The sequence below is a fragment of the Ruminococcus sp. 5_1_39BFAA genome (assembly GCF_964240875.1).
GTDB lineage: Bacteria > Bacillota > Clostridia > Lachnospirales > Lachnospiraceae > Blautia_A.
In genome coordinates this window covers 26,613-43,303 of the sequence record NZ_CAXSVO010000021.1, presented here as the reverse complement: position 1 = coordinate 43,303, position 16,691 = coordinate 26,613, and the positions used below count along the sequence as shown (strand labels likewise).

At 44.8% G+C, this 16,691-nt stretch carries 19 protein-coding genes and 1 riboswitch; of the genes, 3 read left to right on the top strand and 16 right to left on the bottom strand.

What is annotated here, in order from left to right:
• The 9 genes from ACESZH_RS17605 to ACESZH_RS17565 all read right to left on the bottom strand — a co-directional run.
• Positions 1–274 (bottom strand): hypothetical protein (locus ACESZH_RS17605; RefSeq protein WP_373219951.1); only part of this gene is annotated, 274 nt, incomplete at its 3' end.
• A 2-nt stretch (positions 275–276) separates the two neighbouring features.
• Positions 277–1,140, bottom strand: a complete 864-nt coding sequence (locus tag ACESZH_RS17600; protein ID WP_373218028.1) for an Rpn family recombination-promoting nuclease/putative transposase — start codon at positions 1,138–1,140, stop codon at positions 277–279.
• A 203-nt stretch (positions 1,141–1,343) separates the two neighbouring features.
• Complete coding sequence (locus ACESZH_RS17595; protein WP_373218027.1) at positions 1,344–1,817, bottom strand: hypothetical protein; 474 nt, start codon at positions 1,815–1,817, stop codon at positions 1,344–1,346.
• Complete coding sequence (locus ACESZH_RS17590; RefSeq protein ID WP_373218026.1) at positions 1,811–2,239, bottom strand: DegT/DnrJ/EryC1/StrS family aminotransferase; 429 nt, start codon at positions 2,237–2,239, stop codon at positions 1,811–1,813. Before ACESZH_RS17590 ends, ACESZH_RS17595 begins: the two co-directional genes overlap by 7 nt.
• 204 nt (positions 2,240–2,443) lie before the next feature.
• Positions 2,444–4,525 (bottom strand): polysaccharide biosynthesis protein, encoded by a 2,082-nt coding sequence (locus ACESZH_RS17585; protein WP_373218025.1) that lies wholly within the window; start codon positions 4,523–4,525, stop codon positions 2,444–2,446.
• Between the two features lie 280 nt (positions 4,526–4,805).
• A complete protein-coding gene (locus ACESZH_RS17580) occupies positions 4,806–6,347 on the bottom strand; it encodes an ASKHA domain-containing protein (protein WP_373218024.1) in 1,542 nt (513 codons plus the stop codon).
• A gap of 104 nt (positions 6,348–6,451) precedes the next feature.
• A complete protein-coding gene (locus ACESZH_RS17575; RefSeq protein ID WP_373218023.1) occupies positions 6,452–7,591 on the bottom strand; it encodes a glycosyl hydrolase family 18 protein in 1,140 nt (379 codons plus the stop codon).
• An 84-nt stretch (positions 7,592–7,675) separates the two neighbouring features.
• Entirely contained in the window at positions 7,676–8,362 is a 687-nt protein-coding gene (locus ACESZH_RS17570) for a YjjG family noncanonical pyrimidine nucleotidase (RefSeq protein WP_373218021.1), read from the bottom strand.
• A gap of 77 nt (positions 8,363–8,439) precedes the next feature.
• Positions 8,440–8,949 (bottom strand): ferritin, encoded by a 510-nt coding sequence (locus ACESZH_RS17565; RefSeq protein WP_373218020.1) that lies wholly within the window; start codon positions 8,947–8,949, stop codon positions 8,440–8,442.
• 160 nt (positions 8,950–9,109) lie between these two features.
• Here ACESZH_RS17565 and ACESZH_RS17560 point away from each other — a divergent pair, with 160 nt between their 5' ends.
• The 3 genes from ACESZH_RS17560 (at position 9,110) to ACESZH_RS17550 (ending at position 11,951) form a co-directional block, all read left to right on the top strand.
• Positions 9,110–9,517 (top strand): Fur family transcriptional regulator, encoded by a 408-nt coding sequence (locus ACESZH_RS17560; protein WP_373218018.1) that lies wholly within the window; start codon positions 9,110–9,112, stop codon positions 9,515–9,517.
• Positions 9,518–9,532: 15 nt separating this feature from the next.
• Positions 9,533–10,069, top strand: coding sequence for a rubrerythrin (rbr, locus tag ACESZH_RS17555; protein WP_373218017.1), 537 nt, complete (start codon positions 9,533–9,535; stop codon positions 10,067–10,069).
• A 200-nt stretch (positions 10,070–10,269) separates the two neighbouring features.
• Positions 10,270–10,370, top strand: a riboswitch (glycine riboswitch).
• A 165-nt stretch (positions 10,371–10,535) separates the two neighbouring features.
• Positions 10,536–11,951, top strand: a complete 1,416-nt coding sequence (locus tag ACESZH_RS17550; protein ID WP_373218015.1) for an alanine/glycine:cation symporter family protein — start codon at positions 10,536–10,538, stop codon at positions 11,949–11,951.
• Positions 11,952–12,052: 101 nt separating this feature from the next.
• Here the strand turns inward: ACESZH_RS17550 and ACESZH_RS17545 are convergent, their stop codons facing one another.
• From ACESZH_RS17545 to ACESZH_RS17515, 7 genes are all read right to left on the bottom strand, one after another.
• Positions 12,053–12,325 (bottom strand): hypothetical protein, encoded by a 273-nt coding sequence (locus ACESZH_RS17545; RefSeq protein ID WP_373218013.1) that lies wholly within the window; start codon positions 12,323–12,325, stop codon positions 12,053–12,055.
• Between the two features lie 125 nt (positions 12,326–12,450).
• Complete coding sequence (locus tag ACESZH_RS17540) at positions 12,451–13,329, bottom strand: MBL fold metallo-hydrolase (RefSeq protein WP_373218012.1); 879 nt, start codon at positions 13,327–13,329, stop codon at positions 12,451–12,453.
• A gap of 22 nt (positions 13,330–13,351) precedes the next feature.
• Positions 13,352–13,885 (bottom strand): dihydrofolate reductase family protein, encoded by a 534-nt coding sequence (locus ACESZH_RS17535; RefSeq protein ID WP_373218010.1) that lies wholly within the window; start codon positions 13,883–13,885, stop codon positions 13,352–13,354.
• The gene (locus tag ACESZH_RS17530; RefSeq protein ID WP_373218009.1) at positions 13,882–14,469 is read right to left on the bottom strand and encodes an isoprenylcysteine carboxylmethyltransferase family protein; all 588 of its coding nucleotides are present in this window, start codon (positions 14,467–14,469) and stop codon (positions 13,882–13,884) included. The genes ACESZH_RS17535 and ACESZH_RS17530 overlap by 4 nt, the downstream gene beginning before the upstream one ends.
• A 34-nt stretch (positions 14,470–14,503) precedes the next feature.
• The gene (locus ACESZH_RS17525) at positions 14,504–15,040 is read right to left on the bottom strand and encodes an RIO1 family regulatory kinase/ATPase (RefSeq protein WP_373218008.1); all 537 of its coding nucleotides are present in this window, start codon (positions 15,038–15,040) and stop codon (positions 14,504–14,506) included.
• A gap of 110 nt (positions 15,041–15,150) precedes the next feature.
• On the bottom strand, positions 15,151–15,969 hold the full coding sequence (locus ACESZH_RS17520; protein ID WP_373218007.1) for a MerR family transcriptional regulator: 819 nt from the start codon (positions 15,967–15,969) through the stop codon (positions 15,151–15,153).
• 219 nt (positions 15,970–16,188) lie between these two features.
• Positions 16,189–16,683 carry an N-acetyltransferase family protein gene (locus ACESZH_RS17515; protein ID WP_373218005.1) on the bottom strand — a complete coding sequence of 165 codons (495 nt, stop codon included), beginning with the start codon at positions 16,681–16,683 and terminating at the stop codon, positions 16,189–16,191.
• Positions 16,684–16,691: the final 8 nt, after the last annotated feature.

The following is a 16,691-nucleotide window of genomic DNA, read 5'->3' as shown; positions in this document are numbered from 1 at the left end:
CTGCCTTTCCCTCTGCTCTTCCCTCCGCCTTTCCTTCTTCTCTTTCTTCCTTAAGAAGTTCTTCAAATACCATATAGCGTTCCTCCATCTCACGGCTTTTCTTGATCTTCCCCACAGCACTCTGAAGGCGTCTAACAAAGTCATCCCCCAAATCTGCCACTGTAATATCCAGGTGAATGCCTTTATATTCCGGATGGTAGACAATGCTTTTTTCTTTATTGACTGTCGCCTTCTCAATAGGAAATCCCGGTACAAACTCTGAACGAGAGTCCACACCTACTTGATAAGACTTTCAAACTCTTCCACAGATTTTGCACAGGCAGCCTTTTTCAAATAACTTTTCAGAACTTGTAGATCTCTTTCCTCAAGGATTTTTTTCCGAAGCTGCTTTGGGATTTCCCCAAGATCGGCTAAAAGCTCGAGTATGTCTTCTGCCTTTCCCTCTGCTCTTCCCTCCGCCTTTCCTTCTTCTCTTTCTTCCTTAAGAAGTTCTTCAAATACCATATAGCGCTCCTCCATCTCACGGCTTTTCTTGATCTTCCCCACAGCACTCTGAAGGCGTCTAACAAAGTCATCCTCAAAATCTGCCATACTTTCATTCAGACCTGCCCTGACGTACCGAAGAAATTTTACCAGACCAGCGGGAACATCCTTTTCATTTTCCCCTCTGGTGCTCAAAAATATAGTGTGACTTCCATCCTCCAAAAGCACCTCCTTATCCTCTTTACAGGCGGCATCAAAGGTGTATTGGTATTTCTTCTTCCCAAAGGGATCGAAATCGCAAATAAAAATCACATATGAGTCTGGCAGCTCTGCATAATCCATCCCTGCCAGCAAAAGCTCCATATCGATTTGGCTATGGTAATATCTGCTCCTCTTTCCAAGCTTTCTTTTGCGCTGTGCCTGCATCTCCACGTTATAGTGGGTATGGTTTTCATCCGCCGCTGTAATATCCAGGCGAATACCTTTATATTCCGGATGGTAGACAATGCTTTTTTCTTTATTGACTGTCACCTTCTCAATGGGAAATCCCAGTACAAGTTCCAGAAATTCTTTGCAAAGCTTCTCATCAGCCATCACAGCGCCAAACATAAAATTGTCTTTAATCGTCAGGTCTTTTAGTTTTTTTCGTTTTGCCATCTTATTCCTCCTTTGCAGAGGAACTCTATGGGCTTATTATAGTTGAATTCATATGAATATGCAAGCATAAATATCATTGCCTGCATCTTTCCGTTACAGAAATCCCTTTCTTTTCTGCTTATGACAGAGCCAAAACGTCATTGAGCATGGAGCAGAATCTGGCTGACTCTTCTTTGTGAGCGAGACCCATCTTACGATCATAATTAACTCTCAGTGATTTTTTCTAAGACATTAAACTGTACTTTTCCATAATCATTACGAGGTATTTCATTAACCACCCATACCCTAAATGCAGAATTATGCAAATTTGTCTTGCTACTGATGAACGGAATAATCTGATCCTTTAATGAATTGTCCGTTATGAAAATATTCATTTTCTTATCATTTCCAGTGCACACAAAATCAACACTTGGGTACTGAGTTTTAAGAATTCTCTCTGTCTCATCAAGGCTGACACGTAAACCGAAAAGCTTAAGAAAACGTCCCTTACGCCCAATAATAAAATAGAAACCGTCAGCATCTCTTGTGGCAATATCTCCTGTGTGGTACTCACCGCAGAATTCATCGTCCTTCAAAAGATCCTCTTTGCAAAGTGCGTATCCCATCGTAACATTCGGACCTCGATAACCTAATTCTCCTGTCACTGTTCCATCTTCATTTACTTCTTCATCTAACAAGAATAATTCGCCAGAGCAATAGGGTCCATATTCCAAGTGTCGCGTTCCGTGTCAATGAACACCGGGATTCCACCTTCATATACAACAGGATTTAGAGTCGCATCAAAAGTCATATCAGAACAAAATACTCGCTTGCCTTCCACTGCACCATGACCGAGCGCAGGTTTTCCATACAACCTTTCACCTGCAAACTTCACACAGAGATGTAATGCAGCAGTACAGCAGGACAGGCCTACTGCATATTTAACCCCAGCTTTTTCTGCAGCAATCCGCTCTACCTCATTGATATTCGCGCCAACTGTAGACATCCAGTTTGTTTCGTATGCCATTGTTACATATTTCAGCTCATCACCATGCATTGTTGGTGATGCAAGCCACACTTTTGATTCAAAAGGCTTGATACCCTCTGATTTAACAAACATGATTTTTTCCTCTTTCCTAATTTTAAATCCCTATATACAAATCCAACAACTAGCCCAAGCCAACTACTAATTCAATTACTCGTACATTTTCACTGCTATCCTATCAACTCTCAGCGCATGGATTTTATTACTATTATTTATAACACCATACTTGATCATCCCCTTTCAGCCGCAGACTTCTCAATTACAGTGTATTCCTTTGGCTCAAATGGCTTCCTTCGCCACCGCCGCCTCCTTCAAAAGTTCCTCATACACTCTTCCATGCAAGTTCAAATCGGACTCTGCCGAATGGTAAGTAGGCACAATCTCCTCCACCATCCCGCAGATATGAGGACTATTGCTATAGCTTGTCTCCGCCAGGATCTCAAGTTGTCCAAGAAACTTCTCTATGTCAAACGGAATCGGCTTCCCAATATGGATCAGATCATTCCGTGTCTTGGTAAGCCCTTCCTCTGCCATCAGCTTCTCTTCGTACAGCTTTTCGCCCGGACGAAGCCCGGTGTATTCGATCCGGATGTCCACATCCGGCTTATAGCCGGACAGCTTGATCAGGTTTCTCGCTAACGTGTCGATTTTCACCGGGGCGCCCATATCCAGGACGAAAATTTCTCCGCCCTTTGCATAGGTTCCGGCCTGGAGCACCAGGCTCACGGCTTCCGGTATGGTCATAAAGTAACGGATGATATCCGGGTGAGTAACCGTCACTGGACCGCCTTTCGCAATCTGCTTCTTAAACAACGGAATGACGGAGCCGTTACTTCCCAATACATTTCCGAAGCGCACAGCAACAAATTCTGTTCTGCACCTGCTGCCGGGAACTGCTTTGCCGCCCGCGATATGAGCAGGCACTCCCTGCCGCTCTGTCAGGTTACCGGCCTCCACCTCATCACTATCCTCATAGTGGCTTCCTAACAGCGGCAGCAAATCTTCTCTTCCCTGCTTGCTGATCATGTCCATGGACTGGATCACCATCTCACAAAGCCGCTTGCTGGCTCCCATAATATTCGTTGGATTCACCGCCTTATCTGTACTGATCAGTACAAATCTCTGGCAGCCATTTTTCAGGGCAGCATGTGCTGTCTTATATGTTCCCATTACATTGTTCTTGATTGCTTCGCAGGGGCTTGTTTCCATCAGAGGCACATGCTTATGCGCTGCTGCATGGTACACGATATCCGGCTTATAAGTTTCAAAAACACTGTTGATTCTCCTGCTGTCCCGCACGGAGCCAATCAGCACCGCCAGATTCAGCCTGGGATATTTTGCTTTCAGTTCCTGTTCAATGTCATAGGCATTGTTCTCGTATACATCAAAAATAATGAGCTGGCGCGGATTATGCCCTGCGATCTGGCGGCACAGTTCGCTGCCGATGGAACCGCCGCCTCCTGTCACAAGGATGACCTTCCCGCTCAGATAATCATAGATCTCATCCATGTTTACCTTGATGGGTTCTCTTCCCAGCAGGTCCTCCACCGCCACATCCTTCATCTTGCTCACGGACACTTCCCCGGTCACAAGCTGGTATATGCCCGGCAAAATTTTCATCTCGCATCCGGTTTCCTTGCAAATGTTCAGAATATCTCGACGTTCCTGCGCATTTGCACTGGGAATCGCGAGAAAGATCTGGTCGATCTTATATTTCTCCACGTTTACCAGGATATCTTCCCGGCCTCCCACAATAGGAACACCTTCTATGTACCGCCCCCATTTGTTGGGGTTGTCGTCAATAATGCAGAAGACTCGCGCCTTTGTCTCATATGCCCGTTCCACATCATTCAGGATCATCTGCCCCGCAGCACCTGCTCCGATGAGCATCACATGATGAATCAAACCCTGACTTTCACTCTTCTCCCGGCGGCTCCGCTCCAGCAGGATAAACCGATAAGAAAAACGTACTCCCACGATCAGCCCAAACTGAATAATCGTACCGAACAGATAATAGGATGCTGGCATCCGCTGAAACAGCAGCCTGGTTCCTGCTATCTGCAGCAGGGATGTAATCACGGTAGCCGCCCCTGCCCGCAAAAGCTCGCTATAACTTGCAAACCGCCACACACTGTTGTACAGACGAAGCGCCCAGAATATCAAAATGGAAAAGACCGTATACCAGGGTGCAAACTTCAGATAGACAGAAAAATAATCCCCTGGTATCTGAGAATACATACAGTCAAAACGGAACCACAGCGCCAGAAAATATGCGGCATTAACCGCAATAATGTCGTAAATAATGAGATATAAGGCAATAATCTGCCAGTGCTCAAAACGTTTCTGAGGGCGTCTGAGCATACTTTGACCGCCAATTTTTAAATCACGCGATTTATTTTTTTGTTCCTCTTCCGACATATTTTTTCTATTTTCCATAACAGTGAGAAAACGTGACCCTTTTTCGGTTCACGTTTACCCCCCCCCCTGAGATTTTATATTTATAACTTATCTAATTTTATATTTTATCGCTTATGCCCTCCGGCGTAAGCGAATCTTAAAAGAAAAGCCACAAATACCCTCAGTAACAAAAACTGTCCGCTTTTCTTTACTGAGGGTATCATATCATTCCGATTATTCCTTGTCAAGTGCCAGATATGACACCTTTCCCTTCTTTATTCCTTTTTTCCAACTCCTTCATCACACTTGGAAAGCGCTGAAAATCTGTATGAGGGAGTGCCTGCGCCGCAATCATCATATTAAGAAAGCCATCCACCGCGCCAAACTGAATATAAACCATATTATCCAGAATCTTATCAATATCATCCAGAACCTTCTTATCTAAAAGCAGTTTTTCAGCACCCTCCAGTGAAGAATTTCCTGCATTGACGATCCGCTCCCGTTCCATATCCGGATACATACCGATCGCGATGGCGGATTCCTTGGAAACATGCTTTCCAAAAGCCCCGGCAACATAGAACTTTCCTATCTCCTCCATGCCAAGACCGGATTCCTGCAGCATAATCTCAACCATAGTATGAGCCGCCGCCTTCGTACGGATAAATTCATCGATATCCTTCTGGAAAAAGTAAAGTCCCGGGGCATATTCCACTGCCAGAGAGCCTTCTTTTTCCTGGATCAAAGGGCTTTTTTCCGGCATTAGCCTGCCCCGGATATCTACCCATCCCTCCAGGAAAAGCTCTGCCAAAAGGTCAATAATTCCCGATCCGCAGATGCCCTTTGCCTCCGTTTCTCCCAGCACATGGATGCGGAATCTGCCATTTTCAAGCTTTACTTCATCTACAGCACCTTCCGTTGCACGCATGCCGGTCCTGACTACTCCGCCTTCCAGAGCAGGGCCTGCCGCTCCCGCGCCGCACAGCAGAAATTCCTTATTTCCAATGACAAGCTCACCGTTTGTTCCAATATCAAAAAATACGCTGACCTCATCCTTTTTATAAATCTCCGTTGCGACCATACCACTGATAATATCTCCGCCCAAGTAGTTGGATTTCGACGGATAACAGTAAACATAACCGCTGACAGGAAAACCCAGATCCTTTCCGCGGCAAAAGCCCGGACGGTCTGCCCGCACTGCATAAGGAGTATAGAACACACAGAACGCATCCATTCCCAACAGAAAATGTATCATTGTGGTATTGCCTGAAACCACCATGGAGATACAGGATTCCGGCGCGATTCCTGCCTTTTTTTCCAATGCGTTCAAACATTCCGTAATGGAATCAACCGTGGCTTTTCTCATAGCTTCCAATTCTTTTTCGTTATCTTTGCAATGAAAAATACGTGTCAAAATATCCGTACCGTAGGCAATCTGATGGTTATAGCAGCTCTCCTCACAGATACATTTTCCTGCAGCGCAGTCCATCAGACGTGCCACAACCGTGGTGCTTCCCAGATCCACGGCAATGCCGTAATGCTCTGCTGAGGTATCACCTTTTTCCAGATTCACTACTGTCCAGCAGTCTCCGTTCCATGCCAGAGATACTGTTATTTTCCACTGTGCCTCATCGCACAATGGATAAAGCTTGCGCATGACTTTTACTGTCATTTTTGCATCCAGACCCTGCTCCTTCAGCCCATCCAGAATGCGCATCTGACTGGAACGGCTGTCCTCCTCCGTAGGTTCTTCTAAAACAAGATATATCTTTTTACTGATTCCTTCCATAGCTTTTCGCTTTTGCTTCCTTTCAGTTTCTGTTGCCTTTTTCCTATTATAACCCCAATTGCTATTCTTCTTCAATAGAGCGTTTTTGCTCCAGTCCGTTACTTTTATTTCAATATCCGAAACCGTTCTGCCAGCAGCAGCCAATTTGCACGAAAAAGCTGCATGATCTGCCAGTAACCAGGATCACGGAGGTTGAACTCATCAATAAGATCAAACTTTGCTTGCAGACTTCGCACATCCTCAAACCAAACCTCATGCTCAACTCCCGATCTGTCGTAATAGCGAAAAAACGGAGACTGTGCAGTTTCATCGAACTGAATTTCTGCCCCATAGCTGACAGCAATCCGGACAGCCTCAATATTTCCAATGGTTTTTGCTTTTGTTTCTCCTTGCACAAAGGGAAGGGGCCAGTCATATCCATAATTTGGAATCCCCAGGTTGATTTTTTCCGGCGGTATCTCCGTAATGGCATACTCCACTACCTGGCGCACCTTATTCAAAGGCGCCACAGCCATAGGTGGTCCGTAGGTATAACCCCACTCATAAGTCATGAGCAGAACACTGTCAGCGGCGGCGCCCAATGCGCGGTAATCCTTTCCCGCATATAGAAGCCCTGGTTGGTCTGCTGAGGTTTTTGGTGCTAAGGCAACTGATAAGGTGTATCCCATCCTCTGCATGGCCTCCGCGCAAACCCGGACAAACTGCGAAAACAAATCGCGGTCCTGCTCCAGAATATACTCAAAGTCAATATCCAGACCCTGATATCCCTTTTCTTCCATGACTATCAGCAAATTAGAAATAAGCCGCTCCCGGCTTGGCAAATCCCAGACAACCGCCGTGATAAGACTATTATCAAATCTTCCTTCTGCATTAAGCGGCGTCAGCGTCAAAATGGGACGTGCCCCGAAACGCCGTGCCGTATCTATCATCCACTGGTCATCCAATTGGGGAGGGATCAGCTCCCCTTCCGGCGTAAAACCGTAAGAAAAAACAGACAGCTCCGATAAATACGGAAGTGTCTGTTCCAAAACCCAAGGGCTGATAAATGGGTACGCATAGCCATTGCTTACGATTTCCCTTCCAGATCCTACAGCATTTCCATCTCTTATCAGAAGGGCCTGCCCAACAGCAAGTTCATAGGGATAAAGCAATTGGTTATCCTCAATGATCCTCCATACAGACACCCCATGATTCTCTGCAATCCCATCAACATTATCCCCTGTATTTACCACATAAATGCTCACGCAAAACCTCCTGACGCATCATCAAAAGCACTTCACTATAATATATTCCGCAATACGCCACTGGTTCGCATCGTGACTATCTTTTTACATCTTCCGTAACAATTCCGGTATTTCATTCAGGCATTCTATTTCATGATCCGGCTGTATATCCGTGTTGTTTTGTATATGTTTTGGGTTGAACCAGATGGTCCGGATGCCGGTATTTTTTCCGCCGCGGATGTCAGACGTCAGGCTGTCCCCTATGATGACGGCATTTTCCTTTTGAAAGCCCTGGATTTTTGCAAAACAACGGTCAAAATATTCTCTCGTCGGCTTGTCGAATCCAATTTCCTCGGAAATAAAAACCCCGGAAAAATATTTTTCAATCTCCGCACTTTTCATCCTGCATTTCTGCACACTAGCCGTGCCATTTGTCACAATGTACATCCTGTATTTTGAAAAAAGTTCCTCCAGAAGCTCCGGTGTACCTTCCACAAAATAGTGTCCTATTTCCAGAAGCTTTTCATAAATTTCCGTAGCCTCCTTCGCAGAACAATTAAGTCCATATTCCTGGAAAAGCAGCTCAAATCTCCGCTCCTTCACCTCTTCACGGGTAAGCTTTCCAAGCTCCAGCAGCTTCCACTGCTCCCCATTCAGCACACTGTATCTGTCCAGCATCTCATTTCCGGGCTGTAGTCCCATTCTCTCCAACGCCGCTTTTAGAGCGATCCTTTCTGCCTTGCTGAAATCCAGTAATGTATTATCTAAATCAAATAAAACTGTATCAATCATGTTACATACTCCTGTCCTTTGACGCAAAAAACAGACATCCCGTAAAGCTTCGGAGATGCCTGTTTTTTCAATTCATCTTATAATACAAGAGAAGGTGCAGAATATACTCTGGAGCTCAGCTCACTGTTCAGCATATACAGACTCTTCGGGTCATTTCCGAACAGTTCCATCTTTGTAATAAGATCCTGAGAATTCTTTTCTTCTTCGCCCTGCTCTTTAATAAACCAGTCTAAAAACTGAGTCGTACGGAAGTCCTTTGCCTCCTGTGCTGCTGCATAAATGTTATTGATCAGGGATGTCACGTATTTTTCATGCTCAAGTCCTGCTGTAAGCGGGTCCATCAAAGCGTTAAATTCTTTATCCGGTTTTGCCACCGCTTCAAGGGTAACCTTTTCGCCGTTATTGTGCATATACTGATAAATCAGCAGAGCGTGATCCTGTTCCTCCTTTGCCTGAATCTCATACCAGTTTGCAAATCCATCCAGTCCTTTTCCGGTATAAAAATTTGCCATATCGAGATAAAGATATGCGGAATACAGCTCCTTGTTGATCTGGTCATTTAAAAGTTCGGAAACTTTTTTGTCCATTATGGTATCCTCCTGTTTATGTAGATAATTTATTCATTAATAATAATACAAAAAGCTCTGCAAGACAAGAAGTTAAAAAAGATCTGATAAAAATATTTTTAAATTCACTATTGATATTTAATATTAATTAATATATAATATCAATATGAGGAGGATGACCATGAACAGCACCAGAAACACACTGCAAAGGGAAATCGTTCTTCAAGAGATTTGTCAAATACAGGGACACGCGACGGCTGATATGATTTATGATAAGATTCATGAGGTTCATCCGTCTGTATCAAAAGCTACTGTTTACAGAAATCTCAGGGCACTGGAAAAGCAGGGAAAAGTAATGCGCATTGAAGTTCCTGACGGCGCAGATTATTTTGAAAGCAAAAAGCAGGAGCACTACCATATTAAATGCACCTGCTGCGGCAGGATTTTCGATGCTTCACTTCCTTATATGCCCCAGCTTCTTGAACTGGAGCAGGCGGCTGATAAGGACTTCAGTTTTTCCGCTTACACGCTTCTCTTCGAAGGACTTTGCCCGTATTGCAAAAAAATAAAAACAAATAAATCAGAATAATATGGAGGAAACATTATGTCTAAGTATGCTGGAACATTAACCGAAAAGAACCTGATGACAGCTTTTGCCGGAGAATCTGAGGCACGAAACAAATATACATATTTTGCTTCCAAAGCCAAAAAGGAAGGTTTTGAGCAGATTGCCGCTCTGTTTTTAAAAACAGCGGAAAATGAGAAGGAACACGCCAAAATGTGGTTTAAGGAATTAAACGGGATCGGCGATACTGCTGCCAACCTGGCTGCCGCTGCAGAGGGTGAGAATTACGAGTGGACCGATATGTACGACGGCTTCGCAAAAACAGCCGAAGAAGAAGGTTTCCGTGAACTGGCTGCAAAATTCCGTCTGGTAGCAGCGATTGAAAAGCACCATGAAGAGCGTTACCGCGCACTTCTCAAAAACATTGAGATGGCTGAAGTATTTGCCAAAAGCGAAGTTAAGGTATGGGAGTGCCGCAACTGTGGTCATCTGATCGTAGGCACAAAGGCTCCCGAAATCTGCCCTACCTGTGCACATCCTAAGAGCTACTTTGAGGTTCACGCTGAAAATTACTAATCTTCCGAAACTTCCTATGACTGGTTACTTCTATACACCATTCACAGATTTTGTCCGCAAAGGGTTGACAGGTGTCTTTTGCTGTGATATCTTACTTTCTACAACTGAATCGGACAGATGAAGCGTGCAGGAAAAAGTGAAGAATACTTGCCGAAGGAATAACACTCTCAGGTCTCCCACTTAGGAGAGGGACTGTACGCAGATGTCACTCTGGAGAAGCTCAAAGACGAGTGCCGAAGGTGCAACGTGTAGTCATGATTTACCACACGAATCTCTCAGGCAAAAGGACAGAGATAAAAAATGTTCTGCAACAGATATATTGCGTTCTGTTGCAAAACATTTTTTTGCCCTTTATTCGGATCACGGAGCATACTCCGTGGTCCGATTTTTTATGGTTGCTGCGCAGCAGCGCTCTGGCTTCAGTGTACGCCAGAGCGCGCACTTTTTAGTAAAAGGAGAGAAAATCATGTTAGAAACACTTGAAGCAACACTATTTCCCATAGTAGCTGACATCAATACATATTTGTCTAGCTACATCCTGGTGTTCCTGCTTATCGCGGTTGGCCTGTGGTATTCCATCAAAACCCGTTTTGTCCAGGTACGCTGCTTTGGCGAGGGTATGAAAAGGGTGTTTGGCAATCTGTCCCTGCGGGGCGGTAAACAGGAGAGCGGTATGAGCTCCTTCCAGGCGCTTGCAACAGCCATCGCTGCCCAGGTAGGTACCGGAAACATCGTAGGTGCATCCGGCGCTATTCTGACCGGAGGTCCCGGCGCAATTTTCTGGATGTGGATCATTGCCTTCTTCGGCATGGCTACCATCTATGCGGAAGCCACACTTGCTTTAAAAACACGAACCATCGACAAAGACGGTAATATTCACGGCGGCCCCGTTTACTATATCACCACAGCTTTTAAGGGTGCATTCGGCAAATTCCTGGCTGGATTTTTCGCCGTTGCCATCATTCTTGCCCTTGGCTTCATGGGCTGCATGGTTCAGTCTAACTCTATCGGCTCCACCTTCCAGACTGCTTTTGGCATTCCCTCCTGGATCGTAGGAATCGTACTGGTCATCATCTGCGCTGTCATCTTTTTGGGCGGTGTGCAGCGTCTGGCTTCTGTCACCGAAAAGGTTGTGCCGGTTATGGCGGCTATCTTTCTGGCTGGCGGCCTGATCATCCTGATTGCCCGTATCAAGTATCTGCCAGCGACCTTTGGCATGATCTTTCAGTACGCTTTCCAGCCCCAAGCCATCATCGGCGGCGGCTTCGGCGCAGCACTGAAAACTGCCATCAGCCAGGGTGCCAAACGCGGTCTGTTCTCCAATGAGGCTGGTATGGGTTCCACGCCTCATGCTCACGCCCAGGCAAATGTAGCGGATCCGCATGACCAGGGTGTTGTGGCTATGGTCGGTGTATTTATTGATACTTTTGTAGTGCTGACCCTGAATGCTCTTGTCATTATCTCCACCCTGTATACCAGCGGCGGTGTTCTGGAGAGCGGCTATACCGGTGCAGTGACTGAAACCATCAGCAAATCCAATCTGGCTCAGACCGCTTTTGGTTCCGTGTTTGGTGCCAGTCTGGGGGCAAAATTTGTGGCTGTCTGCCTGTTCTTTTTCGCCTTCTCAACGGTTTTAAGCTGGAACCTGTTTGGTAAGATCAATGTTATCTACCTGTTTGGCAAGAAATCCCCTAAGCTCTGTGCCACCATCTATACGGTCATCGCCCTTGTGTTTATCTTCCTGGGAACTCTGGTTTCCAATGATCTGGTATGGGAGCTGTCCGATATGTTCAACAACCTGATGGTCATTCCCAATGCCATTGCTTTGTTCGCTCTGACCAGTATGGTAACCGGATATGCGCAAAAGTCCTCTGGAAAATAGTATCCGGGATCTGTCAGGTACTTAAAATAGAAATATCCCTGCAGGAATCAATTATTAATAAATTCCTGCAGAGATATCTTCCTTTTTTTCCATATCTGCTTTCAGTACAAATCCGAATCTACGACTTTTATCTTAAACACCGCAAAATGAGGTGCATCCGGCGTGGAAAAACGCTTCGTCAGATCAGGACAGTCTGCCAGCATTTTCTCTTTTATTTTTAAATCAATACACTCTTCCGCAATGCCTGTTATTCTCACCCAGGCACGCGTTCCTGCCTTTAAAGCAATGATCTGCATTTTAGGATGTTCCTTTAATTGCCTGTAAACATTTTTTCCATCTCCTGTGGATATGTACAGGTCTTCTTCATATTCCATGATCGCGCCAAATGGCCTGCCAGCCGGAAAGTCACCGTTTCCTTATCCACCAGCGACAACACACAGGCCAGAAAATCCGATACAGGGCCTGTCGTACCAGCGTATTTGTCCCTGACTCCATACTTCTATCTCCGCTCCCAAAGCAGCATATTATTTTCAAAGCTTACCTTTAACCGTTCTGTGTCTTTCAGCCATGACAGATAGGAACGGACCGTACTGCCCACAAGAACGTATTGCTCAAAGTTCATGGCAAGGCCATATCCGGTAAACAGTTTTTGCAGAATTGCCTCAAAGGACAGCGGCTTTTCGCAAAGTGAGAGAATATTTTGTGCAATATCCTGAACCTTCTCAATATTGTACTGTGCCAGCCCGGATATATCCTCTGTTACAGCGGCGTGAGCCGGAATAAACATTTTTGCTTTCATTTTTTTAACCATTTCCAGCGTTTCTATGTAAGCGCCAACATCGTAGATGAAACCAATCTGGTATTTCTCCAACGTTTCCCGGCTGGACAGACAATCCGCAAGGTAGACCACATCATCCGGTGTCCGGAAGCCCACCATGTCAAAAAAGTGTCCTGGAAGATTGATGATTTCGAAACCTTCCGGCAGGACATCCTTTGTCAAATATTCTGCGCTGCTTTCCTGAGCCAGCAAAAATTTGTGCCGAAGATCCTTGCAGGGATATCCCCCGTACAGAAAGGATGGCTCCAAAACAGGATGTCTGGTAAAATCACATTCCATACCCGGTGCATAGATTTTACATCCTGTTTGTCCCTGCAAATACTTATTGCCGCCGATATGATCCGCATTGGAATGCGTGTTATAAATTGCAGACAGTTTCCATCCGTTGGCGTCCAAAAGCTGCCGCACTTTGCGCCCGGCATCCTTGTCGTTTCCGCTGTCGATCAGGCAAACCTCCGTGTCATTCAGCTTTACAAGCCCTATTTTTGCAGGGCTCTGAATGTAATAGCATTTATCTGAAACCTGTATCAATTCATACATTGTATTTTCCTCCTGTCCTCATTTACCTGCGCTCGTATACCAGATCCGTTATTCCGTTATAATTCTGCGTCTTTACTAATCTCAAGGGAATTTCCTTCTCCATATGGTCAAAAAGCCGGATGCCGCTTCCCAAAAGTGTCGGTATCACAGATATATAATAAAGATCGATCAAATCTTTATTCATTAGCTGCTGTACGATCCCGGCTCCGCCGCATATCCAGATATCTTTTTTACCTTCCTCGTGCTTCAGCTCTTCAACCAGCTTACAGGGACTATTATGAGTAAAAATAATCTGGTCCGTGGACGGAATTTCTCTATGTGTGATCACATAACTTTTCAAGTCCGCATATACCCACTCTTCGGGTGACAGCTCTGTCACCACCTGATGATACGTCTTCCAACCCATGATCACAGTATCCACCTGTTTCACAAATTCAGAATAAGTATCCACCATCTCCTGGTCATCTCCCTGACCTTCAAGCCAGTTTACCTTTCCTTCGCTGTCTGCAATATAGCCATCCAGGCTCATTGCAATGAATAAAATTACTTTTCTCATGAACTTCTGTTCCTTCCCCAATATCGTCCAACCTGGCTTTTATAAGCATCGTAATCTCTCCCAAAAGCTTTTTTAAGAAAGACTTCCTCCTGCAATATCTGCAAATGCAGCATGACCATTGAAAAGCAGGTACATACAAGCAATATGAGATTAAAAAACATCAGCAGCAATCCCATGTATGTCAGATCAAATCCGAGAAATGCCGGATTCCGGCTCCATCCGTAAATTCCCGTTGTCACAAATTCCGTATTATCATTCTCCGGTATGCCAGCCCTCCAGCTGTCTCTCATAGTATAGACCGATACAGCAAAGACCATCACGCCAATAAAAGCTGTTGCCAGTCCAATCCATCTAAAAGCAGCCGGAAGCCCGCTGTCATTTCGGATCACACTGATGCCTTCCGCCAAAACAACCAGATAAGTCGCTATTTTCATAAACACTTCTGTCCAATATAATTTTCCATCTTTATTTCCTTTTGCAATCTGGTCCGTCTGTATGCCTTTCTGCCTTTGCAGGAGCATTTTGCCCAGATATATGCCATAAAAAAGTATCAATGCGGCTGCCCCGCAGATCTGAAATATCATGCCTTCGTATCCCCTCTCCCGGAAATCGCATCCGTCACGAATGCTCCTTTACATATTGCAAAAATTCCGGCGTCTTTGACCAATATTTAATGCCCCAATTTTCGAAATTCCACTCATCCATATAGTCATTACACTCAAAATCAATGTAATAAATCTCTTCTTTTTGAACCACAAAATTTGTAGGGAAATAATCGATATTTGTGTGAGCTGCATATAACAGGGAACACATCTCCTGCATTTGTTCCAGATAAGAAGGCTTTATCTTATCCAGCAGCACCAGATCATAGATCGTCTCGCCCTCTATGTATTCTTTTAAAATACGCTCATTTTCCATATCCACATCAAACATGACCGGGATTCTTATTCCTATTTCCTTTAGCCTTTTATAATCATTTACTTCCGCTTCAATTTTGTTTCCAAATTGGTAATAATCGCATGGCTCGTGATGAATCTGCTTTAGCACATATCTCCTCGTACCATCATCCGCCAAATATGAATATCCGCCCTTTCCTTTTCCCAATAATTTCACGATACTGTACTCTTTTCCATTCACCGTAAGCCGTTTTCCCATAAAACTATCTTCCTCGCATATCACCTTTGTCATCTTGATTTTCTTTCCCCGCTCTGGAGGAAGACACCCCAAATGAGATGCCTTCCCGTAAGTTCTATCTTACTATATGATCATTTCTTTTTTACCGGGAAGCAGACTTCCGTAACCAACTCTTCGGGATTGGAGGTCTGGCCCGGTGACACATGATAGATACAGAATGACTTTCCGTCAAAATTATATCCGTTTTCAACAACCCAATTTGCCACTGCCGCATTTACTCTTGTAATCTGCTCGTAACTGCCCTTATATGTGGCAGACGCAATCTGAATGGGCGGCACAGTCTTAAATCTCACATGCTCCGTATCCTGATATTTTCCAACCACACTGATCTGAATCTCCACATCCGGGTCATGCTCCTTATGTCCCTCATCGTGAAAAATTGCTAACCCATAGCCCGGGACTGCCTGCTGTACATTCTGGGGTTCCAGCTCCCGGCACATAATCTCCCATAACAGCCCTTCGCATTCATAAGCAGGAATCACCTGGCGCACACTTGCCACATAGCGTTCCGGAAGTGTTTTGACCGTCACATTGTAATCCATTAGCTTACCATCCTTTCTCAGCCATTTCAAAGTGCTGTCAAGGTATCGAAGCTTCTGCTGCGTTTCCCTGGCTTCCTCCTCCAGTTCCTTCCGCTTTACAAGCAGGAATTGCTCCATCTCCTGTGCGTCCTCATACTTACTCAGGATTTCCTTTATCACAGACAGCCCAAATCCCAGGCTTTTTAACGCCTGTATCCTTCCCGCCAGAGGAAGCTGTGCCTCACTGTAATAACGGTATCCTGTAAAGTCATCCACACATTCCGGGTGGAGGATTCCTATTTCATCATAGTGCCGCAGCATACGGATGCTGATTCTTGACAGCTTTGAAAAGTCTCCTATTTTTAACATTGGTTTCACCTCACATATATGTGCATTTCTGAGCTCAAATACAGTTTAGAGTATACCACTGTGTGAGAGTCAAGCCCTAAAATAGCTGTCCTTATTTCTTTTTTCTGCGTCCCTGCTCACGTGCTATGCTGTCATGTGAAAGAAGACTTGAAATTCCCACATGAGGCATTAATATAGCCATCTGCTATTCAGGCAGTTTCGGATAAGCAACAGCCGAATTTATCTAAGATGATAACAATACTGGATTTCCCTTACCGACTTTCCGCCGATATTGTCATCTAAAAACTGATTGCCAAATACAAATCCTTCTTTTTCGTAAAACCTTCTGGCTCTGATATTCTCTTCTAATACCCATAAAAAAATGTCGTGATAGCCCAGATCAGCCAGCTCTGCGATCACTGCATTCAGCAGCATTTTCCCATATCCTCTGCCCATATATTCCGGCAGAAAATAGATGGATACAATTTCGCCAAAGCCGGGAAAATCCGGAAATCTGGATGCACAATAGCTGGATGTACCGATAAGCTTTCCATGTTCCGCCATAACCAGCGTATTCATTCCATCCTGATCCAAATGTGCTGCCCACTGACCGGAAGGAATGCTTTCCAGATAACTTTTCGGGATAATATCTTTATATGCAAACTTCCAGCTTTCTTCATAAATATGGCTGACTGCCATTCTGTCATCCGCCTGTGTAAAATGCCTGATCTCCATAAAAATCA

Excerpts from the sequence above, each read along its gene's own strand:
- ACESZH_RS17565 (WP_373218020.1), bottom strand. The coding sequence starts at position 8,949 with ATGGACAAAAAAGTTTCCGAACTTTTAAATGACCAGATCAACAAGGAG.
- ACESZH_RS17550 (WP_373218015.1), top strand. The coding sequence starts at position 10,536 with ATGTTAGAAACACTTGAAGCAACACTATTTCCCATAGTAGCTGACATC.
- ACESZH_RS17540 (WP_373218012.1), bottom strand. The coding sequence starts at position 13,329 with ATGTATGAATTGATACAGGTTTCAGATAAATGCTATTACATTCAGAGC.
- ACESZH_RS17515 (WP_373218005.1), bottom strand. The coding sequence starts at position 16,683 with ATGGAGATCAGGCATTTTACACAGGCGGATGACAGAATGGCAGTCAGC.
- ACESZH_RS17535 (WP_373218010.1), bottom strand. The coding sequence starts at position 13,885 with ATGAGAAAAGTAATTTTATTCATTGCAATGAGCCTGGATGGCTATATT.
- ACESZH_RS17525 (WP_373218008.1), bottom strand. The coding sequence starts at position 15,040 with ATGGGAAAACGGCTTACGGTGAATGGAAAAGAGTACAGTATCGTGAAA.
- ACESZH_RS17600 (WP_373218028.1), bottom strand. The coding sequence starts at position 1,140 with ATGGCAAAACGAAAAAAACTAAAAGACCTGACGATTAAAGACAATTTT.
- ACESZH_RS17580 (WP_373218024.1), bottom strand. The coding sequence starts at position 6,347 with ATGGAAGGAATCAGTAAAAAGATATATCTTGTTTTAGAAGAACCTACG.
- ACESZH_RS17545 (WP_373218013.1), bottom strand. The coding sequence starts at position 12,325 with ATGGAATATGAAGAAGACCTGTACATATCCACAGGAGATGGAAAAAAT.
- ACESZH_RS17530 (WP_373218009.1), bottom strand. The coding sequence starts at position 14,469 with ATGATATTTCAGATCTGCGGGGCAGCCGCATTGATACTTTTTTATGGC.
- ACESZH_RS17570 (WP_373218021.1), bottom strand. The coding sequence starts at position 8,362 with ATGATTGATACAGTTTTATTTGATTTAGATAATACATTACTGGATTTC.
- ACESZH_RS17520 (WP_373218007.1), bottom strand. The coding sequence starts at position 15,969 with ATGTTAAAAATAGGAGACTTTTCAAAGCTGTCAAGAATCAGCATCCGT.
- ACESZH_RS17585 (WP_373218025.1), bottom strand. The coding sequence starts at position 4,525 with ATGCTCAGACGCCCTCAGAAACGTTTTGAGCACTGGCAGATTATTGCC.
- ACESZH_RS17590 (WP_373218026.1), bottom strand. The coding sequence starts at position 2,239 with ATGTTTGTTAAATCAGAGGGTATCAAGCCTTTTGAATCAAAAGTGTGG.
- rbr (WP_373218017.1), top strand. The coding sequence starts at position 9,533 with ATGTCTAAGTATGCTGGAACATTAACCGAAAAGAACCTGATGACAGCT.
- ACESZH_RS17560 (WP_373218018.1), top strand. The coding sequence starts at position 9,110 with ATGAACAGCACCAGAAACACACTGCAAAGGGAAATCGTTCTTCAAGAG.